18 protein-coding genes are annotated in these 15,812 nt (G+C 66.2%); 3 read left to right on the top strand and 15 right to left on the bottom strand.

Going from position 1 to position 15,812, the window contains the following annotated elements; all coding sequences use genetic code 11:
• Nucleotides 1-52: 52 nt before the first annotated feature.
• A complete protein-coding gene (gene rpsB / locus ACLMAJ_RS17345; RefSeq protein ID WP_412014729.1) occupies nt 53-955 on the bottom strand; it encodes a 30S ribosomal protein S2 in 903 nt (300 codons plus the stop codon).
• Nucleotides 956-1,379: 424 nt separating this feature from the next.
• Between rpsB and ACLMAJ_RS17340 the strand changes: the two genes are divergently transcribed.
• Genes ACLMAJ_RS17340 through ACLMAJ_RS17330 form a run of 3 tightly spaced genes read left to right on the top strand, consistent with a single transcriptional unit; the run spans nt 1,380 to nt 2,985 of the window.
• Nucleotides 1,380-1,841 (top strand): hypothetical protein, encoded by a 462-nt coding sequence (locus tag ACLMAJ_RS17340; RefSeq protein WP_412014728.1) that lies wholly within the window; start codon nt 1,380-1,382, stop codon nt 1,839-1,841.
• Between the two features lie 7 nt (nt 1,842-1,848).
• Nucleotides 1,849-2,403: a M23 family metallopeptidase gene (locus ACLMAJ_RS17335; RefSeq protein WP_412014727.1), complete on the top strand. Its 555-nt coding sequence runs from the start codon at nt 1,849-1,851 to the stop codon at nt 2,401-2,403.
• A 51-nt stretch (nt 2,404-2,454) separates the two neighbouring features.
• Entirely contained in the window at nt 2,455-2,985 is a 531-nt protein-coding gene (locus ACLMAJ_RS17330; protein ID WP_412014726.1) for a DUF1990 domain-containing protein, read from the top strand.
• 369 nt (nt 2,986-3,354) lie between these two features.
• Here ACLMAJ_RS17330 and ACLMAJ_RS17325 read toward each other — a convergent pair whose 3' ends face one another.
• The 14 genes from ACLMAJ_RS17325 to rplS form a co-directional block, all read right to left on the bottom strand.
• Nucleotides 3,355-3,720 (bottom strand): GatB/YqeY domain-containing protein, encoded by a 366-nt coding sequence (locus tag ACLMAJ_RS17325; RefSeq protein WP_412014725.1) that lies wholly within the window; start codon nt 3,718-3,720, stop codon nt 3,355-3,357.
• A 297-nt stretch (nt 3,721-4,017) separates the two neighbouring features.
• Nucleotides 4,018-5,919 (bottom strand): alkyl/aryl-sulfatase, encoded by a 1,902-nt coding sequence (locus ACLMAJ_RS17320; RefSeq protein ID WP_412014724.1) that lies wholly within the window; start codon nt 5,917-5,919, stop codon nt 4,018-4,020.
• Nucleotides 5,920-5,964: 45 nt separating this feature from the next.
• Nucleotides 5,965-6,273: a DUF202 domain-containing protein gene (locus ACLMAJ_RS17315; protein ID WP_412014723.1), complete on the bottom strand. Its 309-nt coding sequence runs from the start codon at nt 6,271-6,273 to the stop codon at nt 5,965-5,967.
• The gene (locus ACLMAJ_RS17310) at nt 6,270-6,632 is read right to left on the bottom strand and encodes a YidH family protein (protein WP_412014721.1); all 363 of its coding nucleotides are present in this window, start codon (nt 6,630-6,632) and stop codon (nt 6,270-6,272) included. Before ACLMAJ_RS17310 ends, ACLMAJ_RS17315 begins: the two co-directional genes overlap by 4 nt.
• Nucleotides 6,629-7,306 (bottom strand): DUF3159 domain-containing protein, encoded by a 678-nt coding sequence (locus ACLMAJ_RS17305; protein ID WP_412014720.1) that lies wholly within the window; start codon nt 7,304-7,306, stop codon nt 6,629-6,631. The genes ACLMAJ_RS17310 and ACLMAJ_RS17305 overlap by 4 nt, the downstream gene beginning before the upstream one ends.
• Before the next feature lie 131 nt (nt 7,307-7,437).
• Nucleotides 7,438-8,169, bottom strand: coding sequence for an acetoacetate decarboxylase family protein (locus ACLMAJ_RS17300; RefSeq protein ID WP_412014719.1), 732 nt, complete (start codon nt 8,167-8,169; stop codon nt 7,438-7,440).
• Between the two features lie 207 nt (nt 8,170-8,376).
• Nucleotides 8,377-9,297, bottom strand: coding sequence for a tyrosine recombinase XerC (locus ACLMAJ_RS17295; RefSeq protein WP_412014718.1), 921 nt, complete (start codon nt 9,295-9,297; stop codon nt 8,377-8,379).
• Nucleotides 9,298-9,445: 148 nt separating this feature from the next.
• A complete protein-coding gene (dprA, locus tag ACLMAJ_RS17290) occupies nt 9,446-10,561 on the bottom strand; it encodes a DNA-processing protein DprA (RefSeq protein ID WP_412014808.1) in 1,116 nt (371 codons plus the stop codon).
• 605 nt (nt 10,562-11,166) lie between these two features.
• On the bottom strand, nt 11,167-12,675 hold the full coding sequence (locus tag ACLMAJ_RS17285) for a YifB family Mg chelatase-like AAA ATPase (protein ID WP_412014717.1): 1,509 nt from the start codon (nt 12,673-12,675) through the stop codon (nt 11,167-11,169).
• Nucleotides 12,675-13,031 carry a YraN family protein gene (locus ACLMAJ_RS17280; protein ID WP_412014716.1) on the bottom strand — a complete coding sequence of 119 codons (357 nt, stop codon included), beginning with the start codon at nt 13,029-13,031 and terminating at the stop codon, nt 12,675-12,677. Before ACLMAJ_RS17280 ends, ACLMAJ_RS17285 begins: the two co-directional genes overlap by 1 nt.
• Nucleotides 13,032-13,255: 224 nt before the next feature.
• Nucleotides 13,256-13,561, bottom strand: coding sequence for a DUF2469 domain-containing protein (locus ACLMAJ_RS17275; RefSeq protein ID WP_011210678.1), 306 nt, complete (start codon nt 13,559-13,561; stop codon nt 13,256-13,258).
• Nucleotides 13,562-13,604: 43 nt separating this feature from the next.
• Entirely contained in the window at nt 13,605-14,360 is a 756-nt protein-coding gene (locus ACLMAJ_RS17270; RefSeq protein WP_412014807.1) for a ribonuclease HII, read from the bottom strand.
• A 114-nt stretch (nt 14,361-14,474) separates the two neighbouring features.
• Nucleotides 14,475-15,260 (bottom strand): signal peptidase I, encoded by a 786-nt coding sequence (lepB, locus tag ACLMAJ_RS17265; RefSeq protein WP_479725037.1) that lies wholly within the window; start codon nt 15,258-15,260, stop codon nt 14,475-14,477.
• Between the two features lie 120 nt (nt 15,261-15,380).
• Complete coding sequence (rplS, locus tag ACLMAJ_RS17260) at nt 15,381-15,722, bottom strand: 50S ribosomal protein L19 (RefSeq protein WP_029893064.1); 342 nt, start codon at nt 15,720-15,722, stop codon at nt 15,381-15,383.
• Between the last annotated feature and the right edge of the window lie 90 nt (nt 15,723-15,812).

The following is a 15,812-nucleotide window of genomic DNA, read 5'->3' as shown; positions in this document are numbered from 1 at the left end:
CCCCTCCCGTACGGGAAGAGGCCGGCAAGGTGAACAAAAGCCGTCGAGAGGCTCAGAAGTCGGCCGGAGTGGCGGCCGGCGGAACCTCGGCGACTGCGGCCTCAGCAGCGGTCTCGACCTCGGCCGGGGCCTCAGCCGCAGCGGCGGGGGCCTCAGCCGCGGGGGCCTCGGCCGTGGCGGGAGCTGCCTCGCCGAGCAGCTCCTGCTCCCACTCGGCGAGGGGCTCGCCCGCGCCGGCTTCCGGCTTGTCGTCACCGGAGGACGCGCCCGCACGCGCCTTGACGCCCTCGGCCACCGCGGAGGCGACGACCTTGGTCAGCAGTGCGGCGGAACGGATCGCGTCGTCGTTACCCGGGATCGGGTAGTCGACCAGGTCGGGATCGCAGTTGGTATCCAGGATCGCGATGACCGGGATGTTCAACTTGCGCGCCTCGCCGACGGCGATGTGCTCTTTGTTCGTGTCGACAACCCAGATGGCCGAAGGCACCTTGGCCATGTCACGGATACCACCGAGGGTGCGCTCGAGCTTGGTCATCTCACGCGTGAGCATGAGGATTTCCTTCTTGGTGCGACCCTCGAAGCCACCGGTCTGCTCCATTGCCTCGAGCTCCTTGAGGCGCTGGAGGCGCTTGTGCACGGTGGAGAAGTTGGTGAGCATGCCACCCAGCCAGCGCTGGTTGACATAGGGCATACCGACGCGAGTCGCCTGAGCCGCGATCGACTCCTGGGCCTGCTTCTTGGTGCCGACGAAGAGGACGGTGCCACCGTGGGCGACAGTCTCCTTGACGAACTCGTAGGCCTTGTCGATAAAGGTCAGCGTCTGCTGCAGGTCGATGATGTAGATGCCGTTGCGGTCGGTGAAGATGAACCGCTTCATCTTCGGGTTCCAGCGCCGTGTCTGGTGTCCGAAGTGTGCGCCGCTGTCGAGCAGCTCCTTCATTGTTACGACAGGCATAGCCCTCGTATCCTTCTTTCGTTTGCCGGTTGACGCAGCAGGTCGGTGACCTACTGCCCTAGCGCCTCCGAATCATCGGACCCGACCAATCAAGACCGGGACCAGCCGACGACTCCCTGCTCTGCACATACGCTGCCTCGAAAGATCTCGAAAACGAGCTTCGGTTCGAACAGCGCCGTTGCGAACAAGCACGGGGTGGCGCGCGAAGTCGGCCCATGCATGCACAGACCGCTCGATCAGTCTACGGCTCGAAGGGGCTACGGCTAAATCGGCCTCGACGGAGCCGGTGTGAAGGGCTGTTTTGCAGGTGAAATACGTGATGTCCACAGTCGACGATGTTGTGCACAATCGGCGGATCGGGCTGCTGCGGAGCGTTCGGCGGGATGAGGGTTGATGAATGAATCGCATCAGCATTTTCACGACAATGTTCATTCCACTTGTGTTCGCGGGGTCCCTGGTGCTGGCGCACAGTGCTACGGCCGCGCCGCGGGAGACCTACGAACCTGTTGCACTTTTGCCGTCGGAGATCCACGCGTCCTTGCCGCCCCGTCCCGCACCGAACGGTTGGGAGGGAGTGCTCGCTGTGGGCACCGGGTCTGTGGGCGCGTTGGTGCGGTCGGTCCCCGCGTCCGACGGTGCCGGGCTGCCGTCGGTGACCGGCTCGTCCGCTCCGGGATTGCCGTCGACCGGCTCGGCCGGTGCGGGTTTGCTGTCGGTCCCTGACATCGGATCATTGCCGGGGCTGCTGCGTCTCAACCCGTCGTTCTCCGGGGCCGTGAGTGGGAGTGGGGCGGGTTCCGCGGGAGACGTGCCGCGCATCGTCGGCGATTTGCTCCGACTGCTGGAACTCGTTCGGCAGGTCCCGCTTCCGTTGCCTGCACACTGAATCTCGGATGAACCGCACCAGTAGGGCGGGCAGGCGGCGGAGCCTGTCGGTTGTCGTCGGTATCGCCGTCCTGCTCGGCGCGGTGTCGGAGCAGCCGGTGGCGGCTGCTCCGACCGGTCGGTTCGCGTGGCCGTTGCAGCCGCGGCCGCCGGTCGAGCGGAGATTCGACAAGTTGGAGCACGACTGGCTGCCAGGGCATCGCGGCGTCGACCTGGCCGGATCGGCCGGTCAGGCGGTGTTGGCGGCCGGAGACGGGATCGTCGCGTTCGCCGGGAAGGTGGCGGGCAAGCAGGCGGTGTCGATCGACCATCCCGGTGGGCTGCGGACGACCTATGAGCCGGTCGAGGCGGCGGTCTCGGTGGGAAGTCGAGTCTCGCGCGGGACCCTGATCGGGAAGCTGGAGGCCGGTCACGAAGGCTGCGCGGCGGCAGCGTGTTTGCATTGGGGTGCGCGGCGAGAAGCGGGTGGGCGAAATCGGCGTGAGTATGTGGATCCGCTGGGGTTGTTGCATACCACTCCCCTGCGGCTCGAGCCTGTCTCCAGCGATGGCCGAAACCGGTGAGTTTGTCGACGATCCCTTCCGAACCCCCGTTCAGAGGACAAGGATCGACTAATGGACAACGCGCTCGGCGACCCTCCGTTCACCTATTCCGAGGTCGGTGCCACGAAGGGGCCGATGCCGGAGGGGTACCACCGGTTCCGGCTCCGGCGGCGGATCGGTTATGGGCGGGCATTGTTCGACCAGGCCGGCACGGAGATTCTGGCGTATCGAATGCAGAAGAGCACCGGCATCTTTCACGAGGCGAGCACGCCGACCGCCGAGCTGGGCACCCGGCTGACCGTGCGACTCGGCTTCGGCCCCTTGGCAATTATCGCGCCATGCCGAGTGGTGTACGTGCTCGACGAGCCCGATCGGCGCGGCTTCGCCTACGGCACGTTGCCTGGTCACCCGGAGATCGGCGAGGAACTCTTCGCGGTCGAGTACGACCCCGCCGACGAATCCGTGCACGGCTCGGTGACCGCGTTCTCCCGCAACGCGACCTGGTACGCGCGCCTCGGCGGGCCGGTGGTCCGGCTGGTCCAGCGTTTCATCGCGAGCAAGTACATCGGGGCGCTACCAACAACCCTTCAAGCGCACCGCTGACCCCGACTCACCTGCCTACGGCCGGACGCACAAGAACGGTGCCCACGGGCCGCCCGTTCGGTCCATCGAGGTTTCATCGCAACCGAGTACAGGCGCGTGCTGCCGACGACCGATCTCGCCGGGGCCAAGTCACCGTGACCGGCGGAGTGTCCCGGCTGACGGCTGACGGCTGACGGCTGACGGCTGACGGCGTCGGTTTACCTGCGAGACATCCAGGGTGGTGGGTTTACAACGGGGGGAGCATCGCCCCTCCCGGAGGACACCAAGGATCATGGCCTCGGGCTGTTGCACGCGACCAGGTCGGCCGCCTCGACCTGCAACAGCGGCGCACAACGGGTGGCCGACTTCCTTTGGCCCACAAGCTCCTGGCTACAGGAGGGCATCCAGGGCGGCGGCCTCGGCGTGCAGGGAATCGCGGCGGGCAGCACGCCCTAAGGTGTCGTATTCGGTTGCGGCTGTGATGCGCTCAGTGATTTCCGTACGGACAATGTGCTCGATGTCGGCTTCGCTGAGATCTCGGCGGCGGGCCTCGGCCGCACCGAGGCCGATAGCGCTGGTCTCGATGGCACCGGCTCGGAGGTCGACGGTATCGATGGCCTCGGCATTGTCGATCGCGGCGAGCGCGGACCGTAACGCGGAAATGGCGTTGCGGTCTCGCGCCTTCAACGCGACGGGCAGAGCAGCGCGCAGTCGCTCGCGCAACGGCTCGGACTTTTCGGCGGTTCCGGTGGGCATGGCCGCCGACGGTACGCGCCAGAGACTCGCGAGGCACGAGATTTACTCGCGTGATACGCGAGGCCACCAGCTCATGGTCATGGTCATGGTCGGTTGGTCCGGACGGTCAACGGACAGGAGCCGCAGGCCACCGGTCGCCTCCCGGCACTGCAGTATCGGAACATTACGACGCAGCACCATTCGGAGCACCACGCCACAACACCATTCGGGCCACCACGCCACAACATCATTCGGGCCACCACGCCGCACTGTCAGGGCGTCACGATGGCGCAAAGTCACGCGTCACGATGGCGCACATCACGGCGTCACGATGGCGAAGTCTGGGTCGGGGGCGTCGAATACGCCGATGATCTCGGCGAGCTTGGTGGGGTCGCCGGTGAGGGTGACGTGGCCTGCGGCGACCGCGGCGCCCAAGTCTTCGCCTGCCAGTAGGACTCGGATGAGGGTTGGGCGGGAGAGGGTGAAGGAGGCGTCGGGGTCGGGGAGGGTCGCGCCGGAGGGCAGGTCGTAGTGGGTGAGTAGGCCATTGCGCAGTTCCAGACGGTGGATGCGGTTCTCGTCGCTGATGTTCCAGTCGGTTGTTACCCGCTGGTCCCAGGCTTTGGGGCCGTCGACGCGCAGCGCCATGGCGTCGAAGATCTGCTCGACGGTCAATGCGGCGAGCATGGTCGGGGAGTTGGTCTTGGTGGGGGTGCCGAAGGAGCCGTTGCGCAGCTCGTAGGCGCCGCTGAGGTAGAAGTTACGCCAGGTGGCGTTCTCCGCGCCGTAGCCAAGTTGCTCGAAGGTACTGGCCTGCAATGCTTTTGCCGCTTCGTTGGCAGGGTCGGCGAAGATGACGTAGTTGACCACCTGGGCCACCCAGCGGTAGTCGCCCGCATCGTAGGAGACCTGGGCTTTGCGCAGTATCTCGTCGGCGCCGCCCATGAATTCCACATGGCGCGTGGCGGATTCGACCGGTGGATGCTCCCACAGGTGGGCCGGATTGCCATCGAACCAACCCATGTACCGCTGGTAGATGGCTTTGATGTTGTGGCTGACCGAGCCGTAGTACCCGTGTGTGTGCCAAGCGTTCTCGACAGCCGGTGGCAGCGAGATCATCTCGGCGATCTCGTTGCCGACATAGCCTTGGTTGAGCAGACGCAACGTCTGGTCGTGCAGGTATCCGTACAGATCACGTTGCAGGGCGAGGAATTCCACGAGACGCTCGGTGTCCCAGGTCGGCCAGTGGTGCGAGGCGAACACCACGTCGGAATCGCGGGCGAACAGATTGATCGCCTCGGTCAGGTACTTCGCCCACACATGCGGGTCACGTACCAGCGCACCGCGCAGAGTGAGCAGATTATGCAGTGTGTGCGTGGCGTTTTCGGCCATGCACAGCGCTCGATGGTCGGGGAAGTAGAAGTTCATTTCGGCGGGCGCCTCGGTGCCGGGAGTGATCTGGAAGACGATCCGGACCCCATCGACCGTCTCCTCCTGGCCGGTGGCGGTAATGTCGATGGTCGGCGGAATCAAGGTCACTGTGCCGAGCGAGGTGGTCTGACCGAGACCGGCACCCACCTGTCCGAGCGGGCCGCGTGGCAGCGCGGCGCCGTACATATAGGCAGCCCGGCGCGCCATGGCGGTACCGGCGTAGACATTTTCGGCCACCGCATGCTCGAGGAGCCCGGCCGGAGCAAGCACCGGACAGCGTCCTGCCGCAACATCTTCCATGGTCGTCACGCCCATCGCGCCACCGAAATGGTCGACATGCGAGTGGGTGTAGATGAGACCGGTCACCGGGCGCTCGCCACGGTGCTCGCGGTACAGCGCCAGCCCGGCGGCCGCGGTTTCCGCGGAGATCAGTGGATCGATGACGACCACACCGGCGCTACCTTCGATCAGCGTCATGTTCGAAAGGTCGAGGCCACGGATCTGATAGATCCCTTCGGTGACTTCGTACAGGCCCTGCCTGATGACCAGCCCGGACTGCCGCCACAGGCTCGGATTGACCGATGCGGGACACGGCTCACGCAGAAATTCATAGGAATCGTTGTCCCACACCACAGTTCCATCCGAGCTGGTGACCACACCCGGCTCCAGCGCCGCGATGAACCCGCGATCGACATCCGCGATGTCGGCGGCGTCCGCGAGCGGTAGCGCCGCGCCCGCTCGCCGCTGCTCGGCGATGATGAAGTCGCTCGGCTCGGTGGCTGTGCTCATGTTCATCCTCCTGTGTGGTGGCCGAATTACCTGGGCCGGAACGTATTAGGGTTGCGGATCGGTCAAGCCGATAACGGCCGCGACACAGGCGACGGCAACGACGGCCACCACTGTGACGGCGATAACGCGCGGGCCGTGATCGAAGCGGCCTTCGTGCAGACTGCGATTGCGCGAGTAGCAGATGCCCGCCACCACGGCCAAGGTGATGGCGGCACCGATCGGGCCGATCGCTGCCGCCCGCCAGCCATGGATCGCGGCGCGATCGAGGAACAGCGCGGCAACGACCATCGCGGCGATCGCGGTGCGTCGCCACGCCAGCGCGGTTCGTTCCGCGGCAAGACCGGCCCGACTCATCGCAGCAGCACCGCCACACACGCCAGCACCGACACCAGCGCGATGCCCGCCGAAAGAATCGGCACCATGATCGTGACGGGCAGCGGTTCACCGAGGCGCATCGCCGCGCCGACGCGCCGCCAGTGCGTGTAGGCGCCGATCGCAACGATCACCGCGAGCACGATGCAGCTCAGGGCGAGCGCCCGCCGAAAGCCGGACATGCGAAACGGCTGGACCAGAGTGTGCACGGCGACACCGCCCGCGAGCAGACCGAGCGAGGTACGTATCCAGGCCAGAAAGGTGCGCTCGTTGGCGAGGGTGAAGCGGTAGTCGAGTTCCTCGTCGTCGTCGGACTCCTCGGCGGGGCTCGGGAGCGTCACGCCGCGGCTCGGCTGGTCGACATCCCGGATTTGCTACGGACCCACAGCCAGGTCGCGGCCAGCATGACGACCAGCGCGGGTTTGCCGAGGATGAGTGCCACCGTGCCGAGGATCACGACCTTGTCGGCGATATACAGCGGCAGCATCACGACCACGTGCACCGCCCAGAATACGAACCAGGCCAACGTGATTCGCCGATGCAGCTTCAACCGAGCAGCCGGATCGGCGGGCTCGGCCGGTTCGAGCCGGATTCGGCGAGACACCGTGTAGCTCAAGGGCTTTCCGGTGAGCAAGGTCGCACCGAACAGCACCGCCATCACGATGCACAGCGCAACTTCCGGGAGGTAGAAGGCGCGCCCTTCCCCGGTGATCTCGACGAACAACGAGAACACCAGGACGACAAGCACCGACAACGCGACGATGCGCACCGAATCGCCTTGCACCAGGCGGACGGCGGCGAGTACGACGGCGATCAGAATGGCGACGAAGACCCCGAGCTCGGCACCGGCTATGGAATAGCCGATAAGGAACCCGACCGCGGGTGTCGCACCGTCGAGGATGTGCCGCGGACCGCGCATGGCGCGGAACTTGCCCCACATATCGGCGACCGTACCGCGGTGATCCTCCAGTTCAGGGGCCTTCTCCGCGGTTCGATGCCGATGGTCGGGGTTCACGGGCGCCACTCCATCTCTGGTCGGGTTTCGTGCCGTTAGCAAACAATCCGCAACATCAGCGTAGCCGTCACCAGGACGACCGTCCACGAACCTAGCTGTGCGACAGCGAGCCCTCGACGGAGTTCATCGCCTCATACCAGGGCGGCGTCCTGGAACGTCATCGACAGATGGTCGACCACGGAGGTCATCAGCGCGCGCTTGGGCAAACCCAGCGAGCCCAACTCGGCCGCCCACGCATGGTCACCGAGGCTGAGGTCGGCGCCGCCAACGCGGAAACGCACGTCCAACGGTTCCATCTGCCACTGCGTGCAGCGAGTGACGCCGTCGATGTGCGAGTAGGCGTCGAACGACGACGAGGTGTCGCGGCGCGAGGGCAGCGCGACGCCCGACGAGACCGCTAGATCGACGACGAGGTTGCCGTCCTGGTGCAGGACACCACGGCGCGCACCGCCGTCGCGATGCACGGTGAAGTCGGCGAGCTCCTTAGGAAATCCCCAAATGCCGCGACCCGCCGCGAGGGTGAACTCGCCATCAACAGGCAGCCGGTGAATGAAGACACCGGCGCTTCCGGTCAGTAGGGCACGCAGGTCGCCGAACTTGGCGGCGGCGGTACCGCGGTGGTGGCGGACCATGAAGGAAACGCCGAATTCGTTGTATGGGCCGAGGTCTCCGTCGACGTAGTCGACAAAGACCAGCGTGCATACGGCGCGGCCGCCGGGCAGGCGCGCGATGCCCAGGCCCGAGTATTCGATGAGCCGCTGTGCCGCGTCGGCGGGCACCAGGTAGGTCGCCATGAAGGTGCGTGCGAGCCGGATCCGCACCGGCATGTGGATGTCCTTGCCGAGGATGGTGTGCGTGGTCATCGACGTGCCTGCCTACCCGCGGCGGTACGGACCCCCCGAGGTAGGGGGACCAACTGCTGATCACCCGATGGTGCGGCGTCCACAAATCCTCCAAAACTAGAACTCGTGTCAGAATAGCGGCTTCTTCGTAGTCGCAACATGGCTTCAAGCCGCAAGAACACGTTTCAGAATCTACTCACGCGCCTAGGTGCGCCGGGCCCGGCAAACTCATGCGCGTGGGTGCGCCTGGTCGTGCACCTTCTTCAGTCGTTCGATGGAGACGTGCGTGTACAGCTGGGTCGTGGCCATGCTGGCGTGGCCGAGTAGTTCCTGTACTACACGGAGATCGGCGCCACCCTCCAGCAGATGCGTCGCCGCCGAATGGCGGAGTCCGTGCGGACCCATGTCCGGCGCCCCCGGAATCGCCGAAATCACTTCGTGCACAACAGTTCTGGCCTGGCGCTGATCGATGCGTTTGCCGCGACGTCCCAGCAGCAGCGCACGTCCGGACTCCGTGGCGACCAGCGCGGGTCGGCCGTACTGCAGCCAGTTCCCGATGGCCTCGTCGGCAGGCACGCCGAACGGCGCCGAACGTTCCTTGTTTCCCTTGCCGAGCACTCGGACCAGATGCCGCTCCCTATCGACGTCGTCGATGTCGAGCCCGCACAGCTCGCTCACACGAATGCCGGTCGAGTACAACAGCTCCACGATCAAACGGTCGCGCAACGCCATCGGATCACGTTGCAGCGCACCGGATTCGGCCGCGTCCATGGCGGCAACGGCTTGCTGGGTGCCGAGCACAGCAGGCAGCACCCGATGCGCCTTCGGTGACCCGAGCCGCAGTCCGGGATCGATTTCCAAACGACCGGCACCGGTCAGCCACGCGGTGAAGGTCCGAGCCGAGGACGCCCGTCGGGCCATCGTCGTGCGCGCGACACCCGCGCCCGCTTGCTGCGCGAGCCAAGACCGCAGCAATGCCAGATCGAGTTCCCTGACCGCCGAATCCGCCGAACGCGCATACAGATGCGTCAGCAGCGACCGCGCATCGCCCAGGTACGCGCGAACAGTGTGCGCCGACCGGTTCCGACCGAGCCGCAGATGGCGCCCATACTCCCCCAGTAATGCCTCTAGATCCTCCGGCAACTCCATCCACCCACCGTCGCCTGCGTTCGCGCGCTTGGCAAGCCAGCGCGCCGAAGTGCCACACCGATCGCCATTCCAAGTCGAAGCCGTCCCGCGACCGATTCGGCGCCGAGGTCCATCCGTCGCCGACGCCACACACCACAGCGGTCGCGCATCATGCCAAGGGGCCTGGCGTGGGCGGCCGTTCGATTCGGTACCAACCGTTTTCGTCTGTGCCGACCAGCCCGGACAACTCGAGTGCCGGGAGGACGGCTCGGACTATCGCTAGCGGTAGTCCGGATTGTTCGGCGAGGGTTCTCGGCAGGCGAGAGCCGATCTTCGGCAGTACGGCGAAGACCGCAGATTCGTCGCCGGACAGTCCGTCTCCTGGGTCAGGCTTTTGATGGTCCGGGAGCGAAAGGCGTAATGGGCCCGCTTCATCGATGACCTCCTCTGCGCGAGTTACGAGCAAGGCTTCTCCTTCGCGGATCATTCGGTGGCAACCGACCGACGATGCGGAGGTGATCGGTCCAGGGACGGCCATGGCGGGGCGGCCGAGGCGGCGCGCCCACTTGGCGGTATTGCGAGAACCACTGCGCAGCCCCGCTTCCACCACGAGAACCCCGTCGGCCAAGGCCGCGATCAGGCGGTTGCGCGCCAAGAACTGATGCTTGTGCGCGACCGTGCCGGGCGGGTATTCACTCACGACCAGCCCACGATCGGCGATCTCGGCGAGAAGCCGAGCGTGCTGTGCGGGGTAGGGACGGTCCACACCGCAGGCGAGTACCGCGATAGTCCGTCCATCGACCGCCAGCGCCGCCCGATGCGCCATACCGTCGATCCCGAATGCCGCCCCCGAGACGATCGTCCACCCTTGTGCCGCAAGATCACCGACGATCTCCCCCGTGACACGATCGCCGTAACCGCTACTGCATCGTGCACCGACCACCGCGAGCGCCCGCTCACTCGACTCGAGCAGCGACCTCGGTCCCCGCACCCACAACGCCAGCGGCACCGCCCCATCCCGATCACGCCCCGGGTCGAGCTGACTCAACCCCAACATCCGCCAGGCAGGCCACTCCGCATCATCGGGCGTAACCAACCGCCCGCCGATTCGCGCCATCAACTCCAAATCCCTTGCCGCGCTGTCAATCCCGCGTCGCTGCTCGGTCGGCCCCCGCAACGACTCCGGCAGCACACATTCCCGCACAGCATGCGCGGCCTCGACCACCCCCACCGCCTCGATCAATGAAGACAACGCCGCACAAGGCCCTTGGACAACCCGAGACAAATAAGCCCAAGCCGATCTCCGCGCCCCTACGTCACCGCTCCCAGCATTCGCACTCCCTCCGAAGGCACCCGGCAACCCACCCACACCAACGCCCGCCCCCACACCCGGGACCGCACTCGGCACTCCAGCTTCGCCCTCAACGCCGATTTCGCGAACTCGGGGGCAGCTGTCCGCGCCCTGCACAGCAGCCCCGTCACCACCGACCCCCGCCCGCCCGATGACATCCACCACGCTCCGCCTGCCTGCTCCGTCCATCGGATAGCCACCTGCCGAACGCCGCGCCACGCGCACTTCCCCCAGCTCCGACACCCGCGCGCCGGACACCGCACTCCGCTCGTCGGCCTCACTCCCCGCCGAATAGGCAGCCCCGGAGTCGACTTCGACAGCCGTCCCCGCAGCCCCATCGCGGCCCGACGTCAACGACCCGGTGGTCGACGCCACTATGGGTAGCTCCAGCCGCCCTTCACAGCCAGCTGCCGGACACGCTGCCCCCGGAACGGTTTCCGAACCCTGCCCCACAGCCCCATCGCTACCCACAGCCGACGGCACGGTTGGATGCTCTTTGTCTCGGCCATCAGGTGACCCGAGTGGATCGATGGCCGCGCTCACTGGGCGCCTCGTTGGCGGAAGTTCAATGCGGACATGACGTCCTGGGCGCTGGGGAGGTCCGCGCCGCGCAGGTCGCTGATGGTCCAGGCGACTCGGATGGCGCGGTCGGCGCCTCGAGCCGATAGGCGGCCGAGGCGTAGGGCGGCTTCGACGGGAGCCACGGATTCTCGGGGCAGTCGAAAATGTTGGCGGAGTACGTGTCCGGGGACTTCGGCATTGGTGAGCCAGCCGTATTCGTGCCAGCGTTGCAGGGCCAATCGCCTGGCTGCGGCGACTCTGTCGCGGACAGTGGCGCTGCTTTCGGCCGCTTCGGTGCCGAACCCCGCGCCGATGTGGCCGTGCATCTGGACCCAGATGTCGATGCGGTCCATCAGCGGGCCGGAGAGTTTGCCCAGGTATCTGCGGCGGGCCAAGGGTGCGCAGATGCAATCGATGTCCCGGGCGGGTGCGCAGGGGCACGGGTTTGCCGCGAGGATGAGTTGGAAGCGGGCGGGATAGCGGGCTACGCCGTCGCGGCGGGCGATTCGTACCTCGCCTTCCTCCAGCGGGGTTCGCATTGCTTCGAGTACTTTCGTGCCGATCTCGGCACATTCGTCGAGGAACAGGACGCCGCGATGGGCTCGGCTCACCGCGCCGGGCCTGGCGGAGCCCGAGCCGCCGCCGACCATCGCGGCGGCCGAGGTGGAGTGGTGCGGTGCGACGAAGGGCGGCATGGTGATCAGCGGCTGATCGCACGACAGTGCGCCCGCCACCGAGTGGATGGCTGTCACCTCGAGGGCCTCGGTTTCCGACAGTGGTGGCAGCAGGCTCGGCAGGCGTTGCGCCAGCATTGTTTTCCCGATGCCCGGTGGGCCGGTCAAGAGCAGGTGATGGCCGCCTGCCGCGGCCACCTCCAATGCCCATCTGGCCTCTTCCTGGCCGACGACCTCGCTCAGGTCGCCGCCCGAGCGAACAACGTCGGGCAGTGCGCCGTCCGGCTCCGCAAGCACGCCTTCACCGCGTAGCCACGCGACCAGGGTGCGCAGGCTCGCCGCTCCGTACACCGTTATCCCATCCACCAATCCTGCCTCGGCCATGGCGGATTCGGGCACGATCACCGTCTGCCAGCCGGCGTTTCGTGCGGTGATCACCGCGGGCAGGATGCCGCGAACCCGCCGAATGCGGCCGTCGAGCGCGAGTTCACCGAGTAACACGGTCTTGGCGAGCCGATCCGAGGGGATCGCGCCCGACGCATCCAGAACGGCTGTGGCCAAGGCGATGTCGTAGACGCTGCCGATCTTGGGCAGCGTCGCGGGCGACAACGCGAGGATGACTCGGCCATCGGGCCACTTCTCCCCCGAGTTGGCCACCGCGGAACGCACCCGGTCACGGGATTCCTGCAACGCGGTGTCCGGCAACCCGACCAGGTGCACCGAGGGCAAGCCCTGACCGATATCCGCCTCGATCTCGACCAACAGGCCGTCCACCCCGGTCACGGCGACGGAATGCGCTCGCCCGAGCGCCATCAGAAAACCGCCTTCAGATGATCGATGACCGGGCCCTGCTCGCGCGTCATCAGGATCGAGACGACGTCGAACCGAATGGGCCGCCATGGACCGTCCTGTTCGGCAAGCCACATCAGGGCCAACCGTCGGATCCGTTGCCGTTTGGTGAAGGTGACCGCTTCCGCGGGTGTGCCGAATCCCAGACCGGACCGGGTCTTCACCTCCACGAAAGCGGTGATGCGGGTGTCCTGGGCGATCAGATCGAGCTCGCCGTACCTACACCGCCAGTTCCTTCCGACGATTTCCATCCCGGCGGCCCGCAGGAACCGCGCCGCCAATTCTTCCCCGTGCGCACCGAGCGCCTGTTTGTCCGTCACCAGGTCAGCGTGCGCCGAGCCGTGCCGGGCTCGACGACGCCGACCTGCCCGGACAGCGTCCCTGTTGATAGCAGCTCAGCTGTGGACAACCACCGGGTAGGCCAACTGATCGACCCCAGCCTGTCGGTGCACCGTGCTAAGCGCAGATATCGCGCGACACCGCCCTCGCTGGCCGGAAGTAGGGCTTGGCCCCGTGCCGGCGGGTGCGGGCCGCGACCGCGCGCCTATTCCGGCAGGCGCAGGTCCGGCTTCTCCAGCTCTTCGATATTGACGTCCTTGAAGGTGATCACTCGAACGTGCTTCACGAAGCGGGCGGGGCGGTACATGTCCCAGACCCACGCGTCACTCATGCGCACCTCGAAATACACCTCGCCATCGGCGTTCTGCGGGCGCAGCTCTACGGAATTGGCAAGGTAGAAGCGGCGCTCGGTCTCCACCACGTACGAGAACTGACCGACGATGTCTTTGTACTCGCGATATAGCGAGAGCTCCATCTCGGTTTCGTACTTCTCGAGGTCCTCGGCACTCATCGGGTGGGACGTCCTCCTTCTCGCCGCACTGCGTGTGCTGACATCATCGCGCATGGGCAGCGTCGGTAGCCACTCGGCTATCCCCACCCAAGGCCTGGGGATCTTCGGAAGTCATGTCATCGGTGCCTGCCGCGAGCACCGCACCGGCGTCGCCGGCCGTGCTGACGCCGGGGCGGAGGCCCCCGGCCTCCCGCACGTTTCGCCACGATCGCCGGTGCTCGTCACAGGGCCCGAGCCGCTCGAGTGCTGCGGTGTGTTCGGGCGTGTTGTAGCCCTTGTGCGCGGCGAAACCGTAGCCGGGGAAGCGCTCGTCCAGCTCGACCATCATTCGGTCCCTGGTGACCTTCGCCAGGATGCTCGCCGCCGCGATGCAGGCCGCGGCCGCGTCGCCACCGATGACCGGCAGCGACGGCACCGGAATGCCTGGCACCCTGAATCCGTCGGTGAGCACGTATCCGGGCGTCTGCCCGAGGCCTGCGACGGCCCGGCGCATGCCCTCGATATTGGCCACGTGGATGCCGATCGAGTCGATCTCCCAGGCTGGGATGACAACGACCTTCCATGCCAGCGCCAACCGGGTGATCACCGGATAGAGCTCCTCGCGCACCGACTCGGTGAGCTTCTTGGAATCATCGAGGCCCGCCAGCTTGTCGTAGGCCTTGGGGGCGAGCAAGCACGCTGCGACCACCAGGGGTCCCGCACACGGTCCACGGCCCGCCTCGTCGACCCCCGCGACCGGGCCGAGCCCGCTGCGGATCAGCGCCGCCTCCAGCGTGCGTAAGCCGCCCGCCCGGCGCATCACCACACGCGGCGGCCAACTATTGCTCGGCGTCCCGCCGTAAGCCTGTGCCACTCGACCTTGCCCCACCGTTCAATTATCCTGCGCCTGGGTGGATCACCTCGCCGGGGCCGGTCAATTCTGCTGGGGGTCCTGAGCGCGCACCGGGCCGATCCGGCCGGGCGGCCAGATCTTGAACACCGCCTTGCCGCGGATGTTGTCCAAGGGGACCGTTCCTTGCAGTTCGTCCGAGACGTGGGCACGAGAGTCGGCGGAGTGGTTGCGGTTGTCGCCCATCACCCACACATTGCCGTCCGGCACCTTCACCGGGCCGAACACGCGGCCGGAGGGGTAGGTGGCGTTCTGTTGGCCGGACACCCACGCGAAATCGCTCTTGACGTACGGCTCGTCCAATGGCTTGCCGTTTACCAGGATTCGGCCTTGGTCGTCACAGCACTGCACGGTCTGACCGCCCGTGGCGATCACCCGCTTCACCAGATCGTTCTCATCCGGCGGCACGAGCCCGAAGAAGGAGAAGAAGTTCTGCACGCCGCGCACCACGGCATTGTCTGACCGAATCGACTGATACCTGGTGTTCCAGGACGGCGGACCGACGAACACCACAACGTCACCCGGCACCGGATCGCCCCAGTAGTAGCTCAGCTTCTGCACGTAGATGCGGTCGCCGGTGCAACCGGAGCAGCCGTGCAGGGTGGGCTCCATTGATTCGGAAGGAATCACATACGGACGCCCGACGAAACTGACCGTCAACGCCGCGATGACCGCCGCGATCACGATGAGGATCGGCAACTCCTGCCAGAAAGGGCGCTGCTTCTTCTTGGCTCGCCACTTACCGCGAGCGCGATCCGATCCTTCGTCGTCCGACTCGGACACCGCCATCGACCCACTTTCGTCTGCCACGCCGAACAGATTAGCCCGGCACCGCGACGAACCGCGTAGTGCCGGGCTAACCGAGTTTTCGATTCGATTCGCGACTATAAGGGACCGCGAATCCGCCGTGCCGAAGGCGCGGCTAAAGATTCAGCGCTTTTCCTTGATCTTGGCGGCCTTGCCGCGCAGATCGCGCAGGTAGTACAGCTTGGCCCGGCGAACGTCACCGCGGGTCACGACCTCGATGTGGTCGATGTTCGGGGTGTGCACCGGGAAGGTGCGCTCCACGCCGACGCCGAACGACACCTTGCGGACGGTGAAGGTCTCACGGATGCCACCGCCCTGGCGTCGAATGACGACGCCCTTGAAGACCTGGATGCGCTCCTTCGAACCTTCGATGACCTTTACGTGCACGTTGAGGGTGTCACCCGGCCGGAAGTCGGGGACGTCGCTGCGCAGCGACTTCTCGTCTACGAAGTCAAGGGTGTTCATGTCCATCCTTCTGATGTTTGCGCGAACAGAGGACCCTGGCGGCACTGGACGTGCTCGACCGGTTCATGCTCCGAATAAGGGGGTGCGCCG

The sequence above is a fragment of the Nocardia arseniciresistens genome (assembly GCF_046764875.1).
In the GTDB taxonomy this organism is placed as follows: Bacteria; Actinomycetota; Actinomycetes; order Mycobacteriales; family Mycobacteriaceae; genus Nocardia; species Nocardia arseniciresistens.
Note: the sequence above shows the minus strand (reverse complement) of the source record. Positions and strands in the feature narration are given on the sequence as shown.

What these genes read in the sequence shown, in the direction of transcription:
- rpsB (WP_412014729.1), bottom strand. Translation starts at nt 955, where the DNA reads ATGCCTGTCGTAACAATGAAGGAGCTGCTCGACAGCGGCGCACACTTC.
- ACLMAJ_RS17340 (WP_412014728.1), top strand. Translation starts at nt 1,380, where the DNA reads ATGTTCATTCCACTTGTGTTCGCGGGGTCCCTGGTGCTGGCGCACAGT.
- ACLMAJ_RS17335 (WP_412014727.1), top strand. Translation starts at nt 1,849, where the DNA reads ATGAACCGCACCAGTAGGGCGGGCAGGCGGCGGAGCCTGTCGGTTGTC.
- ACLMAJ_RS17330 (WP_412014726.1), top strand. Translation starts at nt 2,455, where the DNA reads ATGGACAACGCGCTCGGCGACCCTCCGTTCACCTATTCCGAGGTCGGT.
- ACLMAJ_RS17325 (WP_412014725.1), bottom strand. Translation starts at nt 3,720, where the DNA reads ATGCCCACCGGAACCGCCGAAAAGTCCGAGCCGTTGCGCGAGCGACTG.
- ACLMAJ_RS17320 (WP_412014724.1), bottom strand. Translation starts at nt 5,919, where the DNA reads ATGAGCACAGCCACCGAGCCGAGCGACTTCATCATCGCCGAGCAGCGG.
- ACLMAJ_RS17315 (WP_412014723.1), bottom strand. Translation starts at nt 6,273, where the DNA reads ATGAGTCGGGCCGGTCTTGCCGCGGAACGAACCGCGCTGGCGTGGCGA.
- ACLMAJ_RS17300 (WP_412014719.1), bottom strand. Translation starts at nt 8,169, where the DNA reads ATGACCACGCACACCATCCTCGGCAAGGACATCCACATGCCGGTGCGG.
- ACLMAJ_RS17295 (WP_412014718.1), bottom strand. Translation starts at nt 9,297, where the DNA reads ATGGAGTTGCCGGAGGATCTAGAGGCATTACTGGGGGAGTATGGGCGC.
- ACLMAJ_RS17285 (WP_412014717.1), bottom strand. Translation starts at nt 12,675, where the DNA reads ATGGCGCTCGGGCGAGCGCATTCCGTCGCCGTGACCGGGGTGGACGGC.
- ACLMAJ_RS17275 (WP_011210678.1), bottom strand. Translation starts at nt 13,561, where the DNA reads ATGAGTGCCGAGGACCTCGAGAAGTACGAAACCGAGATGGAGCTCTCG.
- ACLMAJ_RS17270 (WP_412014807.1), bottom strand. Translation starts at nt 14,360, where the DNA reads ATGCGCCGGGCGGGCGGCTTACGCACGCTGGAGGCGGCGCTGATCCGC.
- rplS (WP_029893064.1), bottom strand. Translation starts at nt 15,722, where the DNA reads ATGAACACCCTTGACTTCGTAGACGAGAAGTCGCTGCGCAGCGACGTC.